Annotated in this window: 17 protein-coding genes; 10 read left to right on the top strand and 7 right to left on the bottom strand. The window is 48.8% G+C overall.

Annotated elements, in window-relative coordinates; genetic code table 11:
• Positions 1-23: 23 nt before the first annotated feature.
• From E8L90_RS19910 to E8L90_RS19900, 4 genes are all read right to left on the bottom strand, one after another.
• Positions 24-1,232 carry an MFS transporter gene (locus tag E8L90_RS19910; protein ID WP_137030958.1) on the bottom strand — a complete coding sequence of 403 codons (1,209 nt, stop codon included), beginning with the start codon at positions 1,230-1,232 and terminating at the stop codon, positions 24-26.
• Between the two features lie 11 nt (positions 1,233-1,243).
• Positions 1,244-1,627: a MarR family winged helix-turn-helix transcriptional regulator gene (locus E8L90_RS19905; protein WP_137033527.1), complete on the bottom strand. Its 384-nt coding sequence runs from the start codon at positions 1,625-1,627 to the stop codon at positions 1,244-1,246.
• 183 nt (positions 1,628-1,810) lie between these two features.
• Complete coding sequence (locus tag E8L90_RS31130) at positions 1,811-1,945, bottom strand: EYxxD motif small membrane protein (protein WP_279633659.1); 135 nt, start codon at positions 1,943-1,945, stop codon at positions 1,811-1,813.
• Between the two features lie 18 nt (positions 1,946-1,963).
• The gene (locus tag E8L90_RS19900) at positions 1,964-2,503 is read right to left on the bottom strand and encodes a YgaP family membrane protein (protein ID WP_137030957.1); all 540 of its coding nucleotides are present in this window, start codon (positions 2,501-2,503) and stop codon (positions 1,964-1,966) included.
• A 197-nt stretch (positions 2,504-2,700) separates the two neighbouring features.
• On the opposite strand from E8L90_RS19900, the gene E8L90_RS19895 reads away from it, so the two are divergent.
• From E8L90_RS19895 to pdxR, 7 genes are all read left to right on the top strand, one after another.
• Complete coding sequence (locus E8L90_RS19895; protein WP_137033525.1) at positions 2,701-4,458, top strand: adenine deaminase C-terminal domain-containing protein; 1,758 nt, start codon at positions 2,701-2,703, stop codon at positions 4,456-4,458.
• A gap of 220 nt (positions 4,459-4,678) precedes the next feature.
• On the top strand, positions 4,679-5,914 hold the full coding sequence (locus E8L90_RS19890) for a branched-chain amino acid ABC transporter substrate-binding protein (protein WP_137030956.1): 1,236 nt from the start codon (positions 4,679-4,681) through the stop codon (positions 5,912-5,914).
• A gap of 157 nt (positions 5,915-6,071) precedes the next feature.
• Positions 6,072-7,022 carry a branched-chain amino acid ABC transporter permease gene (locus tag E8L90_RS19885; protein ID WP_167497612.1) on the top strand — a complete coding sequence of 317 codons (951 nt, stop codon included), beginning with the start codon at positions 6,072-6,074 and terminating at the stop codon, positions 7,020-7,022.
• 9 nt (positions 7,023-7,031) lie between these two features.
• Positions 7,032-8,315, top strand: a complete 1,284-nt coding sequence (locus tag E8L90_RS19880) for a branched-chain amino acid ABC transporter permease (RefSeq protein ID WP_137030954.1) — start codon at positions 7,032-7,034, stop codon at positions 8,313-8,315.
• A 21-nt stretch (positions 8,316-8,336) separates the two neighbouring features.
• Positions 8,337-9,113 (top strand): ABC transporter ATP-binding protein, encoded by a 777-nt coding sequence (locus tag E8L90_RS19875; protein ID WP_106652489.1) that lies wholly within the window; start codon positions 8,337-8,339, stop codon positions 9,111-9,113.
• A 14-nt stretch (positions 9,114-9,127) separates the two neighbouring features.
• Positions 9,128-9,835, top strand: coding sequence for an ABC transporter ATP-binding protein (locus E8L90_RS19870; protein WP_137030953.1), 708 nt, complete (start codon positions 9,128-9,130; stop codon positions 9,833-9,835).
• Between the two features lie 82 nt (positions 9,836-9,917).
• Positions 9,918-11,372: a MocR-like pyridoxine biosynthesis transcription factor PdxR gene (pdxR, locus tag E8L90_RS19865; RefSeq protein ID WP_137030952.1), complete on the top strand. Its 1,455-nt coding sequence runs from the start codon at positions 9,918-9,920 to the stop codon at positions 11,370-11,372.
• Between the two features lie 55 nt (positions 11,373-11,427).
• On the opposite strand, the gene E8L90_RS19860 is transcribed toward pdxR, so the two are convergent.
• Entirely contained in the window at positions 11,428-12,783 is a 1,356-nt protein-coding gene (locus tag E8L90_RS19860; protein ID WP_137033523.1) for an FAD-binding oxidoreductase, read from the bottom strand.
• Between the two features lie 397 nt (positions 12,784-13,180).
• Between E8L90_RS19860 and E8L90_RS19855 the strand changes: the two genes are divergently transcribed.
• A complete protein-coding gene (locus tag E8L90_RS19855) occupies positions 13,181-14,533 on the top strand; it encodes a P1 family peptidase (protein ID WP_244297314.1) in 1,353 nt (450 codons plus the stop codon).
• Positions 14,534-14,721: 188 nt separating this feature from the next.
• Here E8L90_RS19855 and E8L90_RS19850 read toward each other — a convergent pair whose 3' ends face one another.
• Both E8L90_RS19850 and E8L90_RS19845 read right to left on the bottom strand, forming a co-directional pair.
• Positions 14,722-15,261 carry a hypothetical protein gene (locus E8L90_RS19850; protein WP_137030951.1) on the bottom strand — a complete coding sequence of 180 codons (540 nt, stop codon included), beginning with the start codon at positions 15,259-15,261 and terminating at the stop codon, positions 14,722-14,724.
• A gap of 235 nt (positions 15,262-15,496) precedes the next feature.
• Positions 15,497-16,258: an IclR family transcriptional regulator gene (locus E8L90_RS19845; RefSeq protein WP_137030950.1), complete on the bottom strand. Its 762-nt coding sequence runs from the start codon at positions 16,256-16,258 to the stop codon at positions 15,497-15,499.
• A 201-nt stretch (positions 16,259-16,459) separates the two neighbouring features.
• On the opposite strand from E8L90_RS19845, the gene E8L90_RS19840 reads away from it, so the two are divergent.
• On the top strand, positions 16,460-17,578 hold the full coding sequence (locus E8L90_RS19840) for an ABC transporter substrate-binding protein (protein WP_137030949.1): 1,119 nt from the start codon (positions 16,460-16,462) through the stop codon (positions 17,576-17,578).
• An 8-nt stretch (positions 17,579-17,586) separates the two neighbouring features.
• On the top strand, positions 17,587-18,681 hold the full coding sequence (locus E8L90_RS19835) for an ABC transporter ATP-binding protein (RefSeq protein WP_137030948.1): 1,095 nt from the start codon (positions 17,587-17,589) through the stop codon (positions 18,679-18,681).
• Positions 18,682-18,683 lie beyond the last annotated feature (2 nt).

Genomic DNA, 18,683 nt, shown 5'->3' with positions numbered 1-18,683 from the left:
ATGGGGAAAATAGGTTGCTTCAACTAAACACCAACGTTTTCATTAGTCAGCACCGCTTTTTTCGCCTTGGCCGCAGCCAACTGCGAAAGGAAATAAACAATGAGGAACAGCAGCAAGCAAGCCGCCGACCAGCGATACATGACAGAGTAGCTCGAATGTGTCGCAATGACACCGAGAAGCATAGAGCCAACCGCGATACCCATATCGATGGAATTAAAGAACAGCCCATTCGCCATGCCGCGTTGCTCAGGTGTGACGACCTTCACCATCCACGCCTGAATCGATGGCTGAATCATGCCGTAGCCAAGCCCGTAGAAGGCAGCAGAGACGAGAAGCAAGGACTCTGTTGTTGTCAGGGATAGGAGCAAGAGGCTAATCCCGACGAAAATCGCACCGGGAGGCAAGACGGCAATGTGCCCTTTGCGATCATACAGCTTGCCGGAAAAGGGACGAATCAACACCATTGCCAGTGCATTCGTGAGGAAAAACCAGCCGACATTCTCAATGTGGGCTTCTTTTCCGTACAAGGCCAAAAAGCTGAGAATCCCGCCATACGTAATAGACAAACAAAAATTCAGTCCAGCTGGAAGCAGCAGCTTTTTATCATAAAATCGGCGAATGCCTGTGACCGTTTGTGCGTTCCCAGACGACACAGGAAGCTGATTGTAGGCGCGAATAAAATGCATCAACGGAAAAATAATAGCAACTAACAACACGAGAACCATGAGCATCGATCCGAATCCAAACGAATTCAACAGGCCAAGTCCAATCATCGGGCCGAGCGCCATAGCCAAGCTGGTCGATAAGCCGAAATACCCCATGCCTTCACCGATCCGTTTGGTAGGAATTACATTAGTGACAATCGTCGGAAAGGTCGTGCTGCCCATCCCGAAGCCGATGCCGACCAAAATTCGCAACATCAGAAAGAAAACAATGCTTCCCGCCCAGTAATAGCCTGCACTAAAAATCGCGACGAATCCAAGTGCTATGATCGCCAAGATTTTACTGCTTTTTGTTTTCAATGCTTCCCCGGTAAACACCCTTGCGAGCACTGCTGCAAGTGAAAACAAGCTAATGACTAGACTGACGACAAAATCATTGGCTTGATACGTTTCCTTCACATAGGCAGGAAACGTTGGTGTCTGCATTTGTACGGTGAGAAACAACAACAAATTGCATACAGTTAACAGGACAAAATCTCTCGTCCACAGTCTCTCTCTACTCTCTCCCAATGCTGTCACTCCTAGTCTGTCGTTTTTCTATTGATGTTCTCGTTAATCTCCAGCAAGATTTCCCGCAAGAAGGCCAGCTTTTCAGGAGGGATCCCCTCTAACAGGTCTGCAACGGCACGAGCCTCTACAGGAATCGCCTGTTCTATCCATTCCCGTCCTTTCGGGGAAAGGGTAATGATGTAGGCGCGGCGGTCTTGTTCGCTCAATGTCTTTTCGATAAAGCCTTTTTTTGCGAGTGTGTCTAAAATGCGTGTCATGGAAGGCTGATCCTTGGCAGAGCGCTGGGCCAGTTCTTTTTGATTGATACCCTCTTCCTCTCGTAGCCGATAAAGGACGGCAAACTGCTCCGTGGTCAAATCAAACTCCTTTAAAAAAAGGGAAACATAAAGAATCATTCTCCGGTAGGTATTTCCAATGAGGAATCCAACCGGTTCTTTTTGCCAATGATCGATCAGGGGAATGACCCTCTTTCGTTCAAAAATACTTGCAATGACAATTATATGCACAACAAGTAATTATGTAAATGAAAAAAGCCCGTTACATTTTCAGCGAATGTAACGGGCTTTTTGTCTTATCCATTATTGGCGGTATCTTCCTCTCTTTCGCGTTGTGCGAAAGAAGTAATAACCCATCACACCGATGACGCCAATGATCGTGGCAATAACAAAGAAGTTATGGGACATCCATTCATACATCTGGGGGCCGACAAGCATAGGTAGAGCCTCCTCTCCTTACGTGTACGTGGGGTAGCGAGTGTTGCTGTTGTTATTTTCTTGGGAGCGAAATGAAATGATCTCTCTTGCCGCCTTTTCGAGAAGTTGATCCTCGGGGGTAAGCTTCGTGTTTTGCTGATTGTTGATTGGCTGTTTTTCCTGGCTCGCTGATAAGTGTGGGCTTGAAGAATACTGTATGTTTGACTTATTGGTTGTTGATGGAGTGTTGCTCGCATCATCTTGACTGTTGTTCGAGTCTTTGATGGGCGCAATATTCATGGAGCGCGTGAACTGATTGACCGCCATCTGCACGCCTTTTTTCTTGAGCTGATCCATCATGCCCTGCATGCCATTCCCTTTTTTCGTATTGATGCCTAACGCTGCGTACATCGGACAAAAGCGCGTAGCCCCTTCTGCTACTTTCATTGCTGAAAATGCCATGAGTAGCCATGGAGTATTGTATGGGCGACGACTCATTCTTCCGATGCCATACGCCAAGCCCAATAGACCGCCAGTCATTCGAATCATGGCATCAGTTCTACCTACGTTTTTATGCATGAGAGTTGTCCTCCTGTCGCAATTACTTCTTATTCGATAGTCTGCGATGAATGGCGACAAGACACCCGTGGGAATTGTTACTACTATCACGAAGTTTGCAGGGGAATGAATTGAGGGCGGCGAAGCTGTAGAAAGTGATGAACGGTCGTTCATTTTTTAAAAACAGCGGAAGAAGACCAGCAAGGAGAGAAGAAATGATGCGCGTACGAGCCATATCAGATCGAGATTACTTGAACATGATTCGCGTGAGCAGACGTCAGGCACCGGCAAGCCTCTGGATAAAAGGCGCCAGCGTTCTGAATGTGTACACAAAAGAATGGCAAGAGCATCACGTCGTCGTGGCAGGAGAACGTATTGCTTATGTAGGAGAAAAAGAGCCGTTGGTCGATGACCAGACCGTGATCATGGAGGCGGCTGGGCAATATCTCGTGCCGGGATACATCGAGCCCCACGCGCATCCGTTTCAATGGTATAACCCTTACACGTTGGCTGACTTTGCTTTGCAAACGGGAACGACTGGAATGGTGTCGGACTCGCTAATGCTCATGCAGCTGCCCTTCTCACAAACGGCAGCGATCATGGATTCTCTGGCAGCACATCCCGTGAAGCAATTTTTCTGGGGCAGACTCGACCCGCAGACAGGGAAAACACATCCGTCGTTCACCAAGGAAAACCTGGCGCGAATGCTGGAACATCCACGCGTGATCCAGGGCGGGGAATTGACGAATTGGGGCGGTGTTTTACAAGAGGATGAGACGTTGCTTTTTGGTTTGAAGCATACGCGGGACTTGGGTAAAAGGATGGAAGGGCATCATCCGGGAGCGTCTTACGAGACCTTGAACATTGCCGCGGCTGCTGGCGTAACAGCTTGTCATGAGGCCATCCATGCAGCCGATTTGCTGTCGCGTATCCGTTTGGGCATGTATGCGACACTGCGCCATTCCTCTATTCGCCCTGATTTGCCGGAGCTGGTGAAGGGATGGCTTGAGCTAGGGGTGCCGTGGTCTTCACGGATGATGCTGACATCGGATGGAAGCACGCCGCCGATGCATCGTGACGGGTTCATGAATAGTACGATCCGTGTTGCCATGAAAGCGGGGATGCCGCCTGAGGAAGCGTATGTCATGGCGACGCTGAACCCGGCTGTCTATTATGGATTGGACGCGGAGATCGGAGGAATTGCGCCGGGCCGAATCGCGGATATGCTACTGTTGACGGCAAAGGATCGACCGACTCCATCCATCGTGATTGCGAACGGACAACAGGTTGCAGAAAAGGGAGCCCTGCTCGTTCCAACCGTTCAGCCACAATGGAAGGAAGCTTCGTTGCGTTTGACAGATCCATTGAAAAAGCAGGCACATCCTGATTGGTTCCGCCTGCGCCCAGATGAAGCTGGTAAGGCCCCTGTGCTACAGATGCTGAATGCCGTTATCACGCGGTTGTCGCTAGAGGACATGCCCGTTGATCAGGATGGATACGTATCCTTGCAGCATGATCCGAATTTGGCATTGATTGCCGTTATTGATGCGACTGGAGGCAACCGAACAATGGCAGTGCTTCACGGCTTCGGTGAGCATCTCGAAGGGCTGGCCAGCACCTATTCAGCTTCTGGTGATTGGATCGTAATCGGACGTGATCCCCAAGCAATGGCGCAAGCGCTGGAGCGTATTCGGGAAATAAAAGGCGGGGTCGTCCTGATCGATGAAGGAAAAATCATCTGCGAATGCCCATTGCCTCTTGCTGGAAAATTCGCGTCAGCTCCGATGGAGGAAGTAATCAGCATGGGTGAAAATTTGGTAAATCATCTCCGTTCCAAAGGACATGTCTATCTCGATCCGATTTATTCGATTCTGTTTTTTACGGCTACCCACTTGCCGTATGCACGTCTAACGGCAACAGGCATCGTCGACGTTAAGAGTGGGCAAATCATCGTTCCAGCACTTCCTCTACCTTGAGGGACCATTTGCGGGAAATTGTTTGTACATCAATGATATATGTATATAAAATATATTTTACTTCTTGTAAATTATCAGATTTATTTTAAAATAAAAACAACCAAGCCTCATCTATCTTTATCCCCGAAGAGTCTTCGCTTTTGAAAGTCGCAACCTGACTAGCAAGGTAGATGGACTGGGTAACAAGAACAAAGAATGATAGAAGGGGGATTCATTCTGAATGAAAAAGCGTTCTTATGTCGGGGTTCTATCTGCGGTATTGGCTGTGAGTATGGCATTAACAGGTTGCGCAGGAAACAGTAATTCAAGCGGCGGAAGTAACGCAAGCGGGGGGCAAAGTCAGCCAGCTCCAGGCAACAGTGGTGGCACAACGACTGAGGGCGGCCTCATCAAAATCGCTACACAATCCCCTCTGTCCGGGAGCAATTCTGCTGTCGGAGATGCGATTAAGACTGGCGCAGGTTACGCTCTCGAAAAGCGCAAGGAAGAGTTTAAAGCACTTGGTTTTGATCTCCAGCTTTTCCCTCAGGATGATCAAGGCGACCCGAAAATGGGGGTATCCAATGCAGAGATGCTTATCTCTGATCCCGATGTGTACGGTGTAGTTGGGCACTATAACACAGGTGTTGCGATTCCATCGTCTGTGAAGTACGAGGAAGGCAAGCTGGTCATGGTATCCCCGGCAAATACAGGGGTGAAGCTCACGGAGGAAGGCAAGAAAACCGTCCATCGAATCTGTGCTCGCGATGACGCACAAGGACCAAAGGCTGCTCTTTATGCAAAAAATACACTTGGTGTAAAAACGGCCTATATTATCCATGATAAGACAGCATACGGCCAAGGTCTGAGCGATCAAGTGAAGATGCAATTCGAAAAGGACGGAGTCCAAATCCTTGGCTTTGAGGGCATTACCCAGGGCGAAAAGGACTATAGCGCGGTACTTAACCAGGTAACGGTGAAAAACCCGGACATCATCTTTTTCGGAGGTCTTTATCCAGAAGGCGGAATTTTGATCAAGCAAGCTCGTGAAAAAGGATTTAAGGGTTATTTTATGGGTGGCGACGGCTTAGATTCTTCTGATATGATAAAAATAGCCGGTAGTGCTGTCGAAGGTGTAGTCTTTACGTCAGTAGCAGGGGACGTAACGCAAACCGAAGAGGGCAAAAAATGGGCTGAAGAGTACAAAAAAGTCACAAACAAGCCTCTGGAAACCTATTCTGTCTACGGTTTCGACTCTATGAACGTCATCCTCAATGGTGTTTTGGAAGCTGCCAAAGCGAACGGAGGCAAAAAACCAACCCGCGAGCAAGTCCTCGATGCAGTCCACAAGACCAAAGATTTTCAGGGTCAATTCACCAAGGTTACCTTTGATGAAAAAGGTGACAACACAAATGCAGATGTATTCATTTACAAGTTTGGCAAGGATAAATCTATTTTTGTAGGCAAGGCCGAGTAATCACACCACACAACGCGCACACACTCCCATGCCTCATATCAGGATAGGGGGCTGCACGCCGGTGTTGGCCCCTTTTCCACGAGAAAACAAGTCTAGTCAACGAAAAGAATGCAGAAAATTTGTACAAGTTTACGAGAGAAATGAGGGATGGGAAAGCATGATCAATATTTTGCCTCAGGTGTTGGTTGACGGATTGACACTTGGATTTATGTACGCAGTCGTGGCTTTAGGATACACAATGGTTTACGGGATTTTGGAAATTATCAACTTTGCCCATGGAGACATTTTCATGGTCGGAGCCTTTATCGGTACTGAGGTATTATTGATCTCTGATGCGCTAGGGGCACTTGAAGGTATGAATCCATTTGTCGCACTTTTCATAACACTCATAATTGCCATGGTATTAACGGGTGCTTTGGGGGTAGGGATTGAGAGGATTGCCTATCGACCATTGCGTGGAGCACCTCGCCTTGTGCCGTTGATTTCGGCGATTGGCGTATCGTTTTTGTTGCAGGACCTCGTACGCTTTACAGAAGCACTGGCTCGTAATGAGTTTTATCTGAACAGTCCCGCTCTTTTTACAGGTTCGATTCCATTAGGAAGTATGGCTACGATTCCAACAAAGGGTTTGATCGTAATTGTAATTGCGATCGTCATGATGATTGCGTTGACGTTGTTTGTGAATAAAACAAAGTGGGGAATCGCCATGCGCGCCGTCGCGCAAGACCAGAGTACGGCTTCGCTGATGACCATAAATGTAAACAAAGTAATCATGCTTACGTTTTTGATTGGCTCCAGCCTGGGTGGTGCGACAGGTGTTCTGTTTGCGCAAAACTACGGGACAATCGATCCGTATATCGGTTTTATCCTCGGTCTAAAAGCATTTACAGCTGCCGTACTCGGCGGGATTGGGAACCTGCGGGGTGCGATGATCGGTGGCATACTCCTCGGTCTTCTCGAATCCTTGTCCGGTGCCTTTATGGGGCCGTTGACCAACGGAGCCTTTGGTGCAGAGTACAAAGACGTGTTTGCGTTCAGTATTTTAATTCTCGTGCTTCTCTTCAAGCCGGAAGGACTGTTTGGCGAAGCTGTAAAAGAGAAAGTGTAGGTGAAATAAATGGCAAATCTCGCTTGGAAATCGTTCAAAGGAATTCCGCTCGTATTCACATTGATCTGGATTGTAGCTTTTTCTGCCGCATTGTACCTGATGGATAAATCAGTTATCGCGTTTCTTGGCATTCTTTCTTCTATCGTTGTTGTTTATTACACGAATACCACTAAGTCGGTCAAAATGGCGATTGGCGCTATCGTTCTCCTCCTGATTATTCCACTGGTAGCCGGTGAAAACCGTTACTACATGGAGGTCGCCTCACAGGTAGGCATTTACGTAGCGATGGCTTTGGGCTTGAATATCGTAGTAGGCTTTGCTGGTCTGCTTGACTTGGGTTACGTCGCGTTTTTTGCTGCCGGGGCTTATGCGTACGCGATTTTCTCGACCTCGCAAGCGAATGAGTTTATTGCAGGGAATCTGTTCCCGCTCTCCGGTGAGTGGTTTTGGCCATTTCTCATAGTCGGCTTGATTGTGGCTGCTGTTTTCGGAATATTGCTAGGATTGCCGGTTCTCAGAGTAAAAGGCGATTACCTCGCGATCGTGACCTTGGGCTTCGGTGAAATCATTCGCATTGTCTTCAATAACCTGGACAAGCCCATCAACATCACCAACGGTCCGCAGGGAATCACGCCGATTCCGTCTCCTGAGCTGTTTGGGATTCAAATGGGGACGCCGTTTTACTTTTACTTCATCGTGTTGTTTGTGATTGCCTTTATCGTTTTGGCGAATATACGCTTTGAGCATTCTCGTTTGGGACGTGCATGGATTGCGGTACGTGAGGATGAGCTGGCTGCCCAGTCGATGGGGATTTCCTTGTTGAATACCAAGCTGGCTGCATTCGCATTGGGTGCCTCCTTCGCTGGTGTCGTCGGTGTTATCTTTGCGGCCAAGCAGACGTTTATCGATCCGACCTCCTTTACGCTGATGGAATCGATCGGAATATTGGTCATGGTTATTCTGGGCGGCAGTGGCAGCATTCCAGGCGTTGTACTTGGAGCCGCATTTGTGACAATCTTGCAGGTACAGCTGTTGAAGGAATTTTCCAACTTCCTGCACGGTCTGCAAAATGCGGGGATCATCAGTTTGCCGAACCAGCTGGACCCATCCAAGTTCCAGCGACTCATTTTCGGAATTATGCTCATTCTCGTTGCCTTGTATCGCCCTAACGGATTGATTCCGGCCAAACGGAAGAAAAACGATCTCGATGCGATCAAAAAGAGCGAGTTTGGCAAAGAAAAGCTGGGGATTCTCGGCAGACTGTCCCAATTGACTTCTGGAAAACAGTCATAGCGGACGAGGAGGGAAATGAGCATGGCATTGTTAGAGGCAAAAAATTTAACGAAGCGCTTTGGTGGATTGGTAGCCAATCAAGACGTCTCGATTGGGATCGAAAAAGGAAGCATTACGGCCGTCATTGGTCCGAATGGAGCCGGAAAAACGACTTTTTTCAATATGATTACCGGATTTTACGAGCCAGACGAGGGAGAAATCCTGCTGAATGGCAAAAGCATCAAGAAGCTTCGTCCCGATCAGATCGCGAGTCGCGGTATCACACGTACCTTTCAAAACATTCGTCTGTTCAAAGAAATGACGGCATTGGAAAATGTCATGGTGGGTGTGCATAGCCGCTTATCGGCAGGAATTCTTGGAATCCTGTTCAACTCCAAACGGGTACGCCAGGAGGAGGAGCGGACGCGCGTCGAGGCTTATCAGCTCATGGAGTATGTCGGGATCGCGCATATTGCCAATGAAGCAGCGGGGAGTCTGCCATACGGGTTGCAACGACGATTGGAAATCGCGCGGGCGATGGCAACCAATCCGCAAATCATTTTGCTCGATGAACCGGCGGCAGGGATGAACCCTCGCGAGACGGTGGAGATGACGGATTTTATTCGTCGGCTAAAAAAAGAGCTCGATTTGACGATTATCTTGATCGAGCATGATATGAAGCTGGTCATGGGACTTAGCGAGTACATTCACGTTCTGGATTACGGGAGAAAAATTGCAGAAGGAACACCCGAACAAATCCGCAACAACCCTAACGTCATTGAGGCCTATCTCGGAAAAAGTGCGTCGGACGTGTCGTAGAAGGAGGAAAATCGATGGCATTGCTAGAGCTGACTAACGTTCATACGTATTACGGCGGCATCCACGCATTAAAAGGATTGAGCATAACGGTAAACGAAGGCGAAGTGGTGACGCTAATCGGTTCCAACGGGGCAGGTAAATCGACCACGTTGAAAACGATATGTGCGCAGACCCGTGCCAAAGAAGGAAAAGTCATCTTTAATGGCAAAGACATTACACAGATGCGTACCCATGATATTGCTTTAGCAGGAATTGCCCACGTTCCGGAAGGTCGCCGCATTTTTCCCAAGCTGACCGTACGCGAGAATTTGGAGATGGGGGCCTTCAGTGTATCCGATAAAAAGGTGATCGAAGAAGGAGTCGAGCGTGCCTTCGCTTACTTTCCGCGACTGAAGGAACGGGTAAATCAAAAAGGTGGCACGATGTCCGGTGGCGAGCAGCAAATGCTGGCAATTGCTCGTGGACTGATGATGAAGCCAAAAATTCTCATGCTCGATGAACCGTCGATGGGATTGGCGCCGATTCTGGTGGAGCAGATTTTTGACATCGTTACGGAGCTGAACAAAGAAGGCATGACGATTCTCTTGGTCGAGCAAAATGCGAATCAGGCGCTGTCTGTCGCGCATCGCGGTTATGTGATTCAGACAGGCGAAATTATTTTGCAAGACGATGCCCAGACATTATTGATGAATCCGCAGGTAAGAGAGGCGTATTTGGCGTAATAGTGGTGTAATAGAAACGTGAGTACCGATGGGGATTTTTGCTCCCGTCGGTTTTTCATTTATTCAGCGAGGAGGATGTGGCTTGCTAGATATTAGTCCCCGCTTTGTAGAAGGGAGCGAACCTCTTTATCTGCAGCTTTATCGCTATTTTTGTACAGAAATTCAAGGGAGGCGCTTGATCTCCGGGACGCGTCTGCCTTCTGTTCGGGCCTTGAGCGGATTTTTGCAAGTGAGTAAAACGACTGTCGAGAGCGCCTATCACCAGCTCATGGCAGAAGGATACATCGAGAGTCGGGAGCGCAGCGGATTTTATGTGGTCGATGTGGACTGGGATGGGCTTGTACCTGCACCTTCAGAGAAAGGGCAGCCACCAGCTAAAACGGCTTATGTCCAAATGCCTCCACCTACACCCTCAGCAGTCCCGATCCAATATAATTTTCACCAAGCGCGCGTAGATGCTGAGCATTTTCCTTTTGACCGTTGGCGCAAGTACACTAACCAATGCATGCAGGAAGAAAACAAGCATGTGCTCTACTACGGCGACGGACAAGGCGAGCCGCAGCTGCGGGAGGAGCTCGCACGCTATCTCGGACGAGCTCGGGGTGTACGAGCTACGCCGGAACAAATTGTGATCGGTGCAGGGACGCAGGTGATAATCAGCTTGTTGGGGTTCTTATTCGGGACACGAGGACAGGCTGTTGCAATGGAAGAGCCGGGCTATCACGGTGTTCGTGCCGTGTTTTCCCATTTGGGCTATGATGTGTGCCCGATCAGGCTGGAGGAGGATGGGATTGATGTGGAAGCGCTCAGTGAGAGTGGAGCGCGGCTAGTTTATATCACCCCGTCTCATCAGGACCCTTCTGGAATTGTCATGCCGTATGCCAAACGGCTAAAGCTACTACACTGGGCGAATCAGACAGGGAGCTACATCATGGAGGATGACTACGATGGTGAGTTTCGCTACCATGGCAAGCCGATTCCTTCCCTTCAAGGGCTGGATACGCAGGGACGCGTTATTTATTTGGGGACGTTTTCCAAGGCGTTGTTGCCGTCAATTCGGATGAGCTATATGGTTTTGCCGAGAGCGTTATTGGCGGTGTTTCAGGAGAAATTGGCAGATTTTGACCAGTCGGCATCGCGTATTCACCAGGAGACGCTGGCCTTGTTCATGAAAAATGGCGATTGGGAGCGACATATTCGCAAGATGCGGACGCTTTACCGCAAAAAGCATGGGGCGCTGCTTCAGTGCTTGCAGGAACACTTTGGGGCGTACATCCGGGTCAAAGGTCAGGATGCCGGGCTGTCCGTAACGGTAGAAGTGAAAAGTGAGTGCACTCCGCAACAGTTGACGCAAATTGCGGCTGCATCAGGCGTTCGTGTCTATCCCACCGCACATAAATGGATTCATCCGCAGGAAAATGGTCTGCCTGCGTTTCAGTTCGGGTTCGGGGGGCAGACCATCGAGGAGATTGAGGCTGGAATTCGTCTGTTGAAACGTGCGTGGGAGCCTTATTTACACAAAGATATGGGCAAGTAATTTTAAAATCACAACGGCACTCAGCATGATTGGAGTGCCGTTTTATATGGTGCCTTTAACGTTTGGCTGGCGGGATACTCTGTGGAAAATGGAAGACGTTTTTTGGATCGTAACGAGCCTTCACCCGCGTTAGTCGATCGAAATTTTCTCCGAAGTATGCCTTCTGCCAGTTCTTAATAAAAAGGTCGGGGGTATTGACGTAAACACCTCGCGTAAAGGGAAGCATCGCACGGCGCCAGTTCTCTACCCAGTGAATTCCTCGCTTCGATCCTGCTTGTGTGCTCCAGGTGGCAGTGGAAGTCATATTATACAAAGCACGGCGATAGAAGTAAGCTGTTGCTCGATTCGGCACCTTAGCCACTGCACCAGCTAAGCCGTGAAGGAAGATGGAGACCGCAGAGGTAGGAGGTGAATCGATAAAACGCCGTATTGTTGCGATGGCAGACTCCGGTAGCGGACGATAGACGTAGGGACCCACGCTTTTAAAGGGAAAAGGAGCTGTAGGTGTAGTTTTCGCTACCAGTCCAACAGCTTCTATCCAGGGTATCTCCTTAATAACCACTTTTTGTGGCGACCCGGCACGAAGTAATGGCTGCAGTAATTGACGCAGCTTTTTAGCAGATCCGAGGAAGACACCTTGCATCAATACAGGGAAGCTGGATGAAGACTGCTTTCCGTTCGCTATCCCAAGGGTAACGGTGAGACGCTCGTTGGCGCCTGGAACCGTATAGTCCTGCCAGACCCGTAGCACTCGTTCCAGATCGCGGAGCTCCCAGCCGATTTCGGCAAAGCCGACAGTTTCAATTGGGTGGGTACGGAAGCGAAAGGTAGTGCAAACTCCAAAGTTGCCACCTCCGCCTCCACGTAACGCCCAGAAAAGATCAGAATGTTGGTTGGAATTGGCATGAAGCACGCGTCCATCGGCGTTGACCATTTCTACATCGATTAAATGGTCAAGTGTGAGACCGTAGGGACGAGATAAAATACTGTGACCACCACCAAGAGTGACTCCGGCAATTCCGGTGGTTGGGCAGAGTCCAACCGGCACCACCAATCGTTCTTTCCAAAGTGCCGTGTTTAAGGCGCCGCCTCTTATGCCGGTCTGTACCGTGGCGATGCCACTCCTTCGGTTCACATCCACCTGATTCATGTCACTCACGTCGATGACAATACCACCATTAACTACTGACAATCCCTCGTAGCTGTGGCGGCCGGAACGCATACGAATCGGTACATGATGGTGTCGTGCCCAGCGAATTGCATTGACGACGTCTCTCGTCTGCTTGGCAAAGACAATCACCCGAGGGAATTTATTGAAGAAGGTGTTAAACTCCTGACGGGCTTCATTGTATTGCGGGTTTCCCGGTACAACGATACGTCCGGTTAGTTCTGGTTCCCTACCATGTCTCAATATTTGTAGAGTGTGTCCCTTACTGGTTTGCGAAACTGCAAACCTCTTTTTTGCATTCCTCGTTTTTATTGCTCGCATATAAAGCTTTGGCTTGGATGGTCTTGCTGTATGGAATAGCCGCTTTGCTCCGCTCAATCTTCCCACCTCCCACTGATCACATATTCTTATAAACAACCAAGAGGATCACTGTATTACAAAGGATGTTAGACCAATGAAAAGCGTGTGGGTGAATGACGGGTTCCATTCGTCTAATTCTGTTTTTAAATGGAATGAATGTGGTTGTTTTGCCTATTCACATGTTGATACGGGCGAACATACCATTTATTAGTCTTATGCCATCGGTGAAGCTTTTTACGTGTGTTGCATGGCCAGCATGATTCATTCGGAGGTGGGAGGAATGGGAGGAGAAAAGCGATCAAGCCGAAAAGCAAGCACGCATAGTAGTGTTCGGAAAAAAGACCCCCCAAAAATGACAGGGCGAATCGTTTTGCCAGGGAATGCGCCGTACCATGGCAGGCGAGGATGTTTCAACAGCTTTCCTAAGGTGATCGTCTATGCTCAGAAGAAACAGGACATCGTCAATGCTGTCCGTTGGGCACGCCACCATCATGTCCCTGTAAGGTATAGGCGTTCCGGCCATCCATATGACAAAGGGATGCATAATTACAAGGGAGCTATGGTGATTGATGTAAGTGAAATGCATCGGGGAGAGAGGGTAAACAAGGGGAGTCAAAGGATACTTACTCAACCGATTGGTCCAAGTCCTGACCGCCTGATCGGTCAAAAAAGAAGGATACTGGAGGGAGGACTTACAGACGTTCCCGGCATTCTCGTAGGACATGCAGAGGACGAAAGCGGACGGACCGGTTGCTCAGTAATTTTGTGCCCCAGTGGGGCTGTCCCCGGCGTTGATGTAAGAGGAGGTTTTCCAGGAACGATACAAACGGATGCCATCCGACCAGGCACAGCAACGGATGTGGTACAGGGTGTCCTTCTTACGGGTGGCAGTAACTTCGGTCTGGCAGCAGCATCTGGAGTCATGAACTGGCTGGCCCAAAATGGAATTGGTGCGCCAACGGAGGCAGGACCTCTTCCAACTGTTCCGGGAGCAGTCATCTTTGATCTTATCTACGCGAAGGGTGCCCGCAGGCCTGATGCTGAGATGGGCTATATTGCCAGTGAAGAAGCGAATGCCGGGCCAGTAGAGGAAGGAAGCGTAGGAGCAGGCGCAGGTGCGACCGTCGGCAAGATCTATGGCACCCCGATGAAGGGCGGGGTAGGAACTGCCTCTTGGAAAATCCCCGGTGGCCCTGTCGTAGCGGCATTAGCAGTGGTAAACGCCGTTGGAGATATTTGGGATCAAGATCACATCAATGCTGGGGCGCTGCGGCCAAATGGTGCGTTCGTGAACCAGACCCGGGCGATTCTTGAAGGGATACCCCCAGGAACCAGTGGAAGCAGGAACACGACCATTGCCGTGGTAGCGACCACGGGGCGACTGACCAAGGCAGAGGCGGGCCGTGTGGCGACACTCGCCCATGATGGAATGGCAAGAGCCATCTCGCCCGTCCACATCCAATCCGACGGCGACACTGTCTTTTGCCTTGCCACTGGTACAGACACGAGCGGTCTGACAGGGGATAGCGCCGTAACGGCAATTGGTACTACAGCAGTCGTAGTATTAGAGGAGGCTATTATTAGAGGGGTTAAGGCAGCCAATAGTATACGTCCTCGGCATGGTGGAAAGTGAATGATTTTTTAAAGGCGAGAATTGGATGATGGGCAAAACCACCTTTGAGGTGGTTTTTTAGAAGATGTCTCTATACGAATCGTTGCAATATCTGCTGGTTGCACATTTGTTTGTGGGAAAATAAAAACCCAATCCAAAGGATCGGGTGAAGGGAAAGCAGCATCCCAAAAAGGGAGTGCTGCTAATAATTAAGGGACGTACTGCTCTGTAACTTTTGTGATGACTCCATTCTTTACTTCAACGTGGAATGGTATCTGATAAGGAATGCCCTTAGAAAGCACGAACTTTTTAAAAGTATCGGTGTTTACTGCTTCATTCCAATGGAAATTCCCATCTTTTTGTGTAGAGTTGGTTTGAAGAGTAAAGGAAGCCTTTGGAGAAACTTCAAACGTTCTAATTTTAGGACTGCTATTACGAATGTAATATGGCATTGGATAGTCTTCTTTTTCCGATGGATGATCTTGACGATAAGCTTTTACTGCTGCCTCACCGAAAAACCATTGAACATAGTCAAGTGAGACGAGTAGCTTGCCATTTTTCACTTGTAACGATTTCACATAGGCCATTGATTTTTCAAGAGTATTTCCTTGTTTATCCTTGCTACTTGTTGGAACAACTACTTGGGGAGGAACGGGCGCAACCGTTCCTTGCTGTGAAGCTGCATGAGCGTCAGTAACAAACAAAGAACAGAATAACAAAGAAGAAAGCAGCAAATATGTTTTTCTCATAGGGTGTCATTTCCTTTCTGTACACGAAATACTATTCACAAGTAGTAGACGAAAAAATAACAAAACCGTTTCGCCTCAAGAAGAAAAATTTAACATAACTATATCGAGTGAAAAGTAAGTGAACGGATTGAGCCGTTATCATTGGCAAAACAAGTGAGTCAGTATAAAGAGAAACCTCCTGTCACCAGAGCAGACTGATGAACAGGAGGTTTTTTCATTGAAGGTCAAGCTAGTTTCAAGACATTCGATACCCTAGCTGAGCTGACATCGCACGTACCGTCGCTAGCGTTTCTTGTAAAATCTCTTCTTTTTTCGGCATCACGCGGTCAGAGGGACCGATGACACTGACAGATGCAGTTACGTTTCCCGTTGAATCAAAAATCGGGGCAGCGATTCCGGTCACACCTGTATTGCGTCGATTCGAGCTGATTTCATAGCCACGCTCGCGGATCGTCACCAAGTCCTCTTTGATTTGTTCGATCGACGTGTACGAATGCGGCGTGTAGCTTTTCAGCGGATGTTCCTGCAAAATCTCATCCTGAAACTCCTCTGACTGATGGGCAAGTAAAACCCTTGCAGCGGAGGTAGAGTAAAGAGGAAAACGCCGGAAGGACTCTACGGTAAAGCGAACGGGATGGAGCGAATCCTCTTTTGCTACATAGATCGCGTCCTTGGAATCTTGTACACATAAGACCGCCAATTCGTTTGTCCGTGAGACAAGCTGATCTAAGAACGGTTTGGAAAAATCAACGATATCGTGATTCGTGAGCACCTTCGTGCCCAGCTCCAAAAGCGTGTAGCCAAGCGTATACTGCTTGGTTTTTTCATTTTGGCGGATAAAGCCCTCGGACTCTAACGTGGACAGGAGCTTGTGAACGGCTCCCTTGGACAGTTGGAGCTTTTTGCTGAGCTCCGTTACCCCGAGTTCTTTTGGTGAATCGAGAAATATTTTTAACAGCCGACAGCCATTTCGAACAGAAGACAATACTTGATCCATACAAACGTCTCCTTTGCTTACATTAGCCTTATTTTACGTGTAAGAAACAATGCTGACAATCTCGCAATTCGGGCAATGATGACGCTAGTACGACTACCTTGAATAGTCAGTATCTTTATGCTAGTATAACATTATCGTTCTCGAATAGGAAACGTTGTTCTCTATTCGTGAACAATATAGACAATCGGGGGTCGAACTTACATGAAGAAAAAGGCATTATCCGTCTTGTCCATTTTTGCTCTGACTGGTTCCTTGCTGGCTGGATGTGGCTCTTCCACACCGCAAACATCTGCTCCTGCACCGGCTGCTGGCAACAATAACGGCACCGAAGCACAAGTTCAGCTAGAAGACACCCTGGTAGTAGCAGGAAACGGCGCAACCGTTGAAAAGATGATGAAGGATGAAGTCTTCAAGAAGTTTAACGCGAAGTATCCGAATGTAAAGCTGACCTATGTTTCTGGCGTTTCCACGGAGATCGTAGCGAAGGTGAAGGCACAGAAGAATGCTCCGCAAATCGACCTGACAATCATTGAAGGCGGCGAACAAGAGAAGGGACGTCAAGAAGGCTTGTGGGAAACTGCATCCGCAACAGATATCCCGAACATGAAAAACGTGCCGGAAGATTTGCGTGTGACGGAGGATAGCGGTGTAGTTGTAAACTTCACGCCGATGGGGATTTCCTACAATGCGGACCTGGTAAAAGAAAAGGGCTTGCCTGTACCGAAGTCTTGGAATGACCTGGCGAAGCCTGAAGTGAAAGGCTACATCACGATGACAGACGTAGCGAGCAACTTCGGACGCTCAGCGATGATCATGCTGGCTTACGCAAATGGCGGGTCTGAGAAAAATATGGAACAAGGCTTCAAACAAATGGAAACGATTGCAGGATACATGCCGACCTTTGCGAAGAGTGCGGCACAGCTTCAGCAAAATCTGCAAAACAAGAGCGCAGCGTACACCACTTGGACAATGGCGCGTAGCTTGACACAAAAAGAAGCAGGTGTACCATTGGAGTTCGTTTTCCCTGAAGAGGGCGGAAACATCGTACCGAACGTAGCTACGCTGGTAAAAGGTTCGAAGAGTCCAAAAGCGGCAAAAGCATTCGTCGATTTCCTTTTGACAGATGAGATTCAAACGATGTACGCAACGAAGCTGTACTACAATCCGGCAACATCTGTGAAGCTGCCAGACGATGTAGCGAAAACATTGGAATTCGATCGTAAAAAGGTTGTCAACTTCGACTATAGCGTAGTGAGCAAGGAAACATCTGCTTGGCTGGATCGCTTTAACAAAGAAATCGCACCTAAAACAGGAAAGTAGGTATTTACGTGACCAAGGTGATTGACGTTGAACTGCGCGGCATCATGAAAAAATTTCAAAGCAATGTCGTGGTTCAAAACTTCAACCTGCAGGTGGAGCAAGGCGAATTCATCTCGTTTCTCGGCCCATCTGGTTGCGGTAAGACCACGACACTGAATATGATTGCCGGTTTTTTGGAGCCGGATGGCGGAGACCTCTTGATCAAGGGGCAGCGAATGAATGGCGTGCCTCCGCACAAACGGGAGCTGGGAATGGTATTTCAAACGTACTCGCTGTTCCCGCATATGACTGTGGCGGAAAACATCGCCTACGGCTTGAAATTGCGCAAAGTGAACAAGCAAGAAATGCAAGAGCGCGTGAATCGTGTACTTGGGTTGGTCAAGCTGCCAAACGTAGCAGACCGCTATCCGAAACAACTCTCTGGCGGACAACGTCAGCGGATTGCGATTGCACGGGCGCTTGTTATCGAGCCGTCACTCCTGCTTCTGGATGAGCCACTCAGTAACTTGGATGCCAAACTTCGTGAAGAGCTGCGCGATGAGTTAAAGCGCTTACATCAAGAGATCGGGGTTACGACCGTTTTCGTTACCCATGACCAAGAAGAAGCACTAGCACTCTCTGATCGCATCGTGGTCATGAATCACGGATTCGTGGAGCAAATCGGTACGCCACTGGAGATATACAATCAGCCCGCTTCTGAATTCGTACATACCTTCATCGGTAAGACGAACCGTTTGGAAGGCGAAGTCATTGGAATGGACGGGGATGTACTCACGCTGCGGACGACTGGTGGAATGCTCGTGAAGGCGGCAAAGCAAGAGAGAACCGTGTCACTCCATGAAAAAGTGATTATTTTTATCCGACCAGAGAAAATCAAGCTGACCGATACAGGAGTCAGTGAGGAAGCGAATCGGGCAAAAGGACATTTGCAGCTTGCCTCCTTCCTGGGCTCGTACACAGAATGTGAGGTCAAGGTCGGGGAGCATACGCTTTCGGTAAAAGTCCAAATGACCGATAGTTCGGTAGACCGCCAAGAAGGTCAAACAGTTTACTGTCAATGGAACGCGGACGACGTACTGGTCATGCCCGCAGGAAGGGGATGACG

It is taken from the genome of Brevibacillus antibioticus, from assembly GCF_005217615.1.
Taxonomy (GTDB): domain Bacteria; phylum Bacillota; class Bacilli; order Brevibacillales; family Brevibacillaceae; genus Brevibacillus; species Brevibacillus antibioticus.
This window is presented reverse-complemented; position numbering and strand designations above follow the sequence as displayed.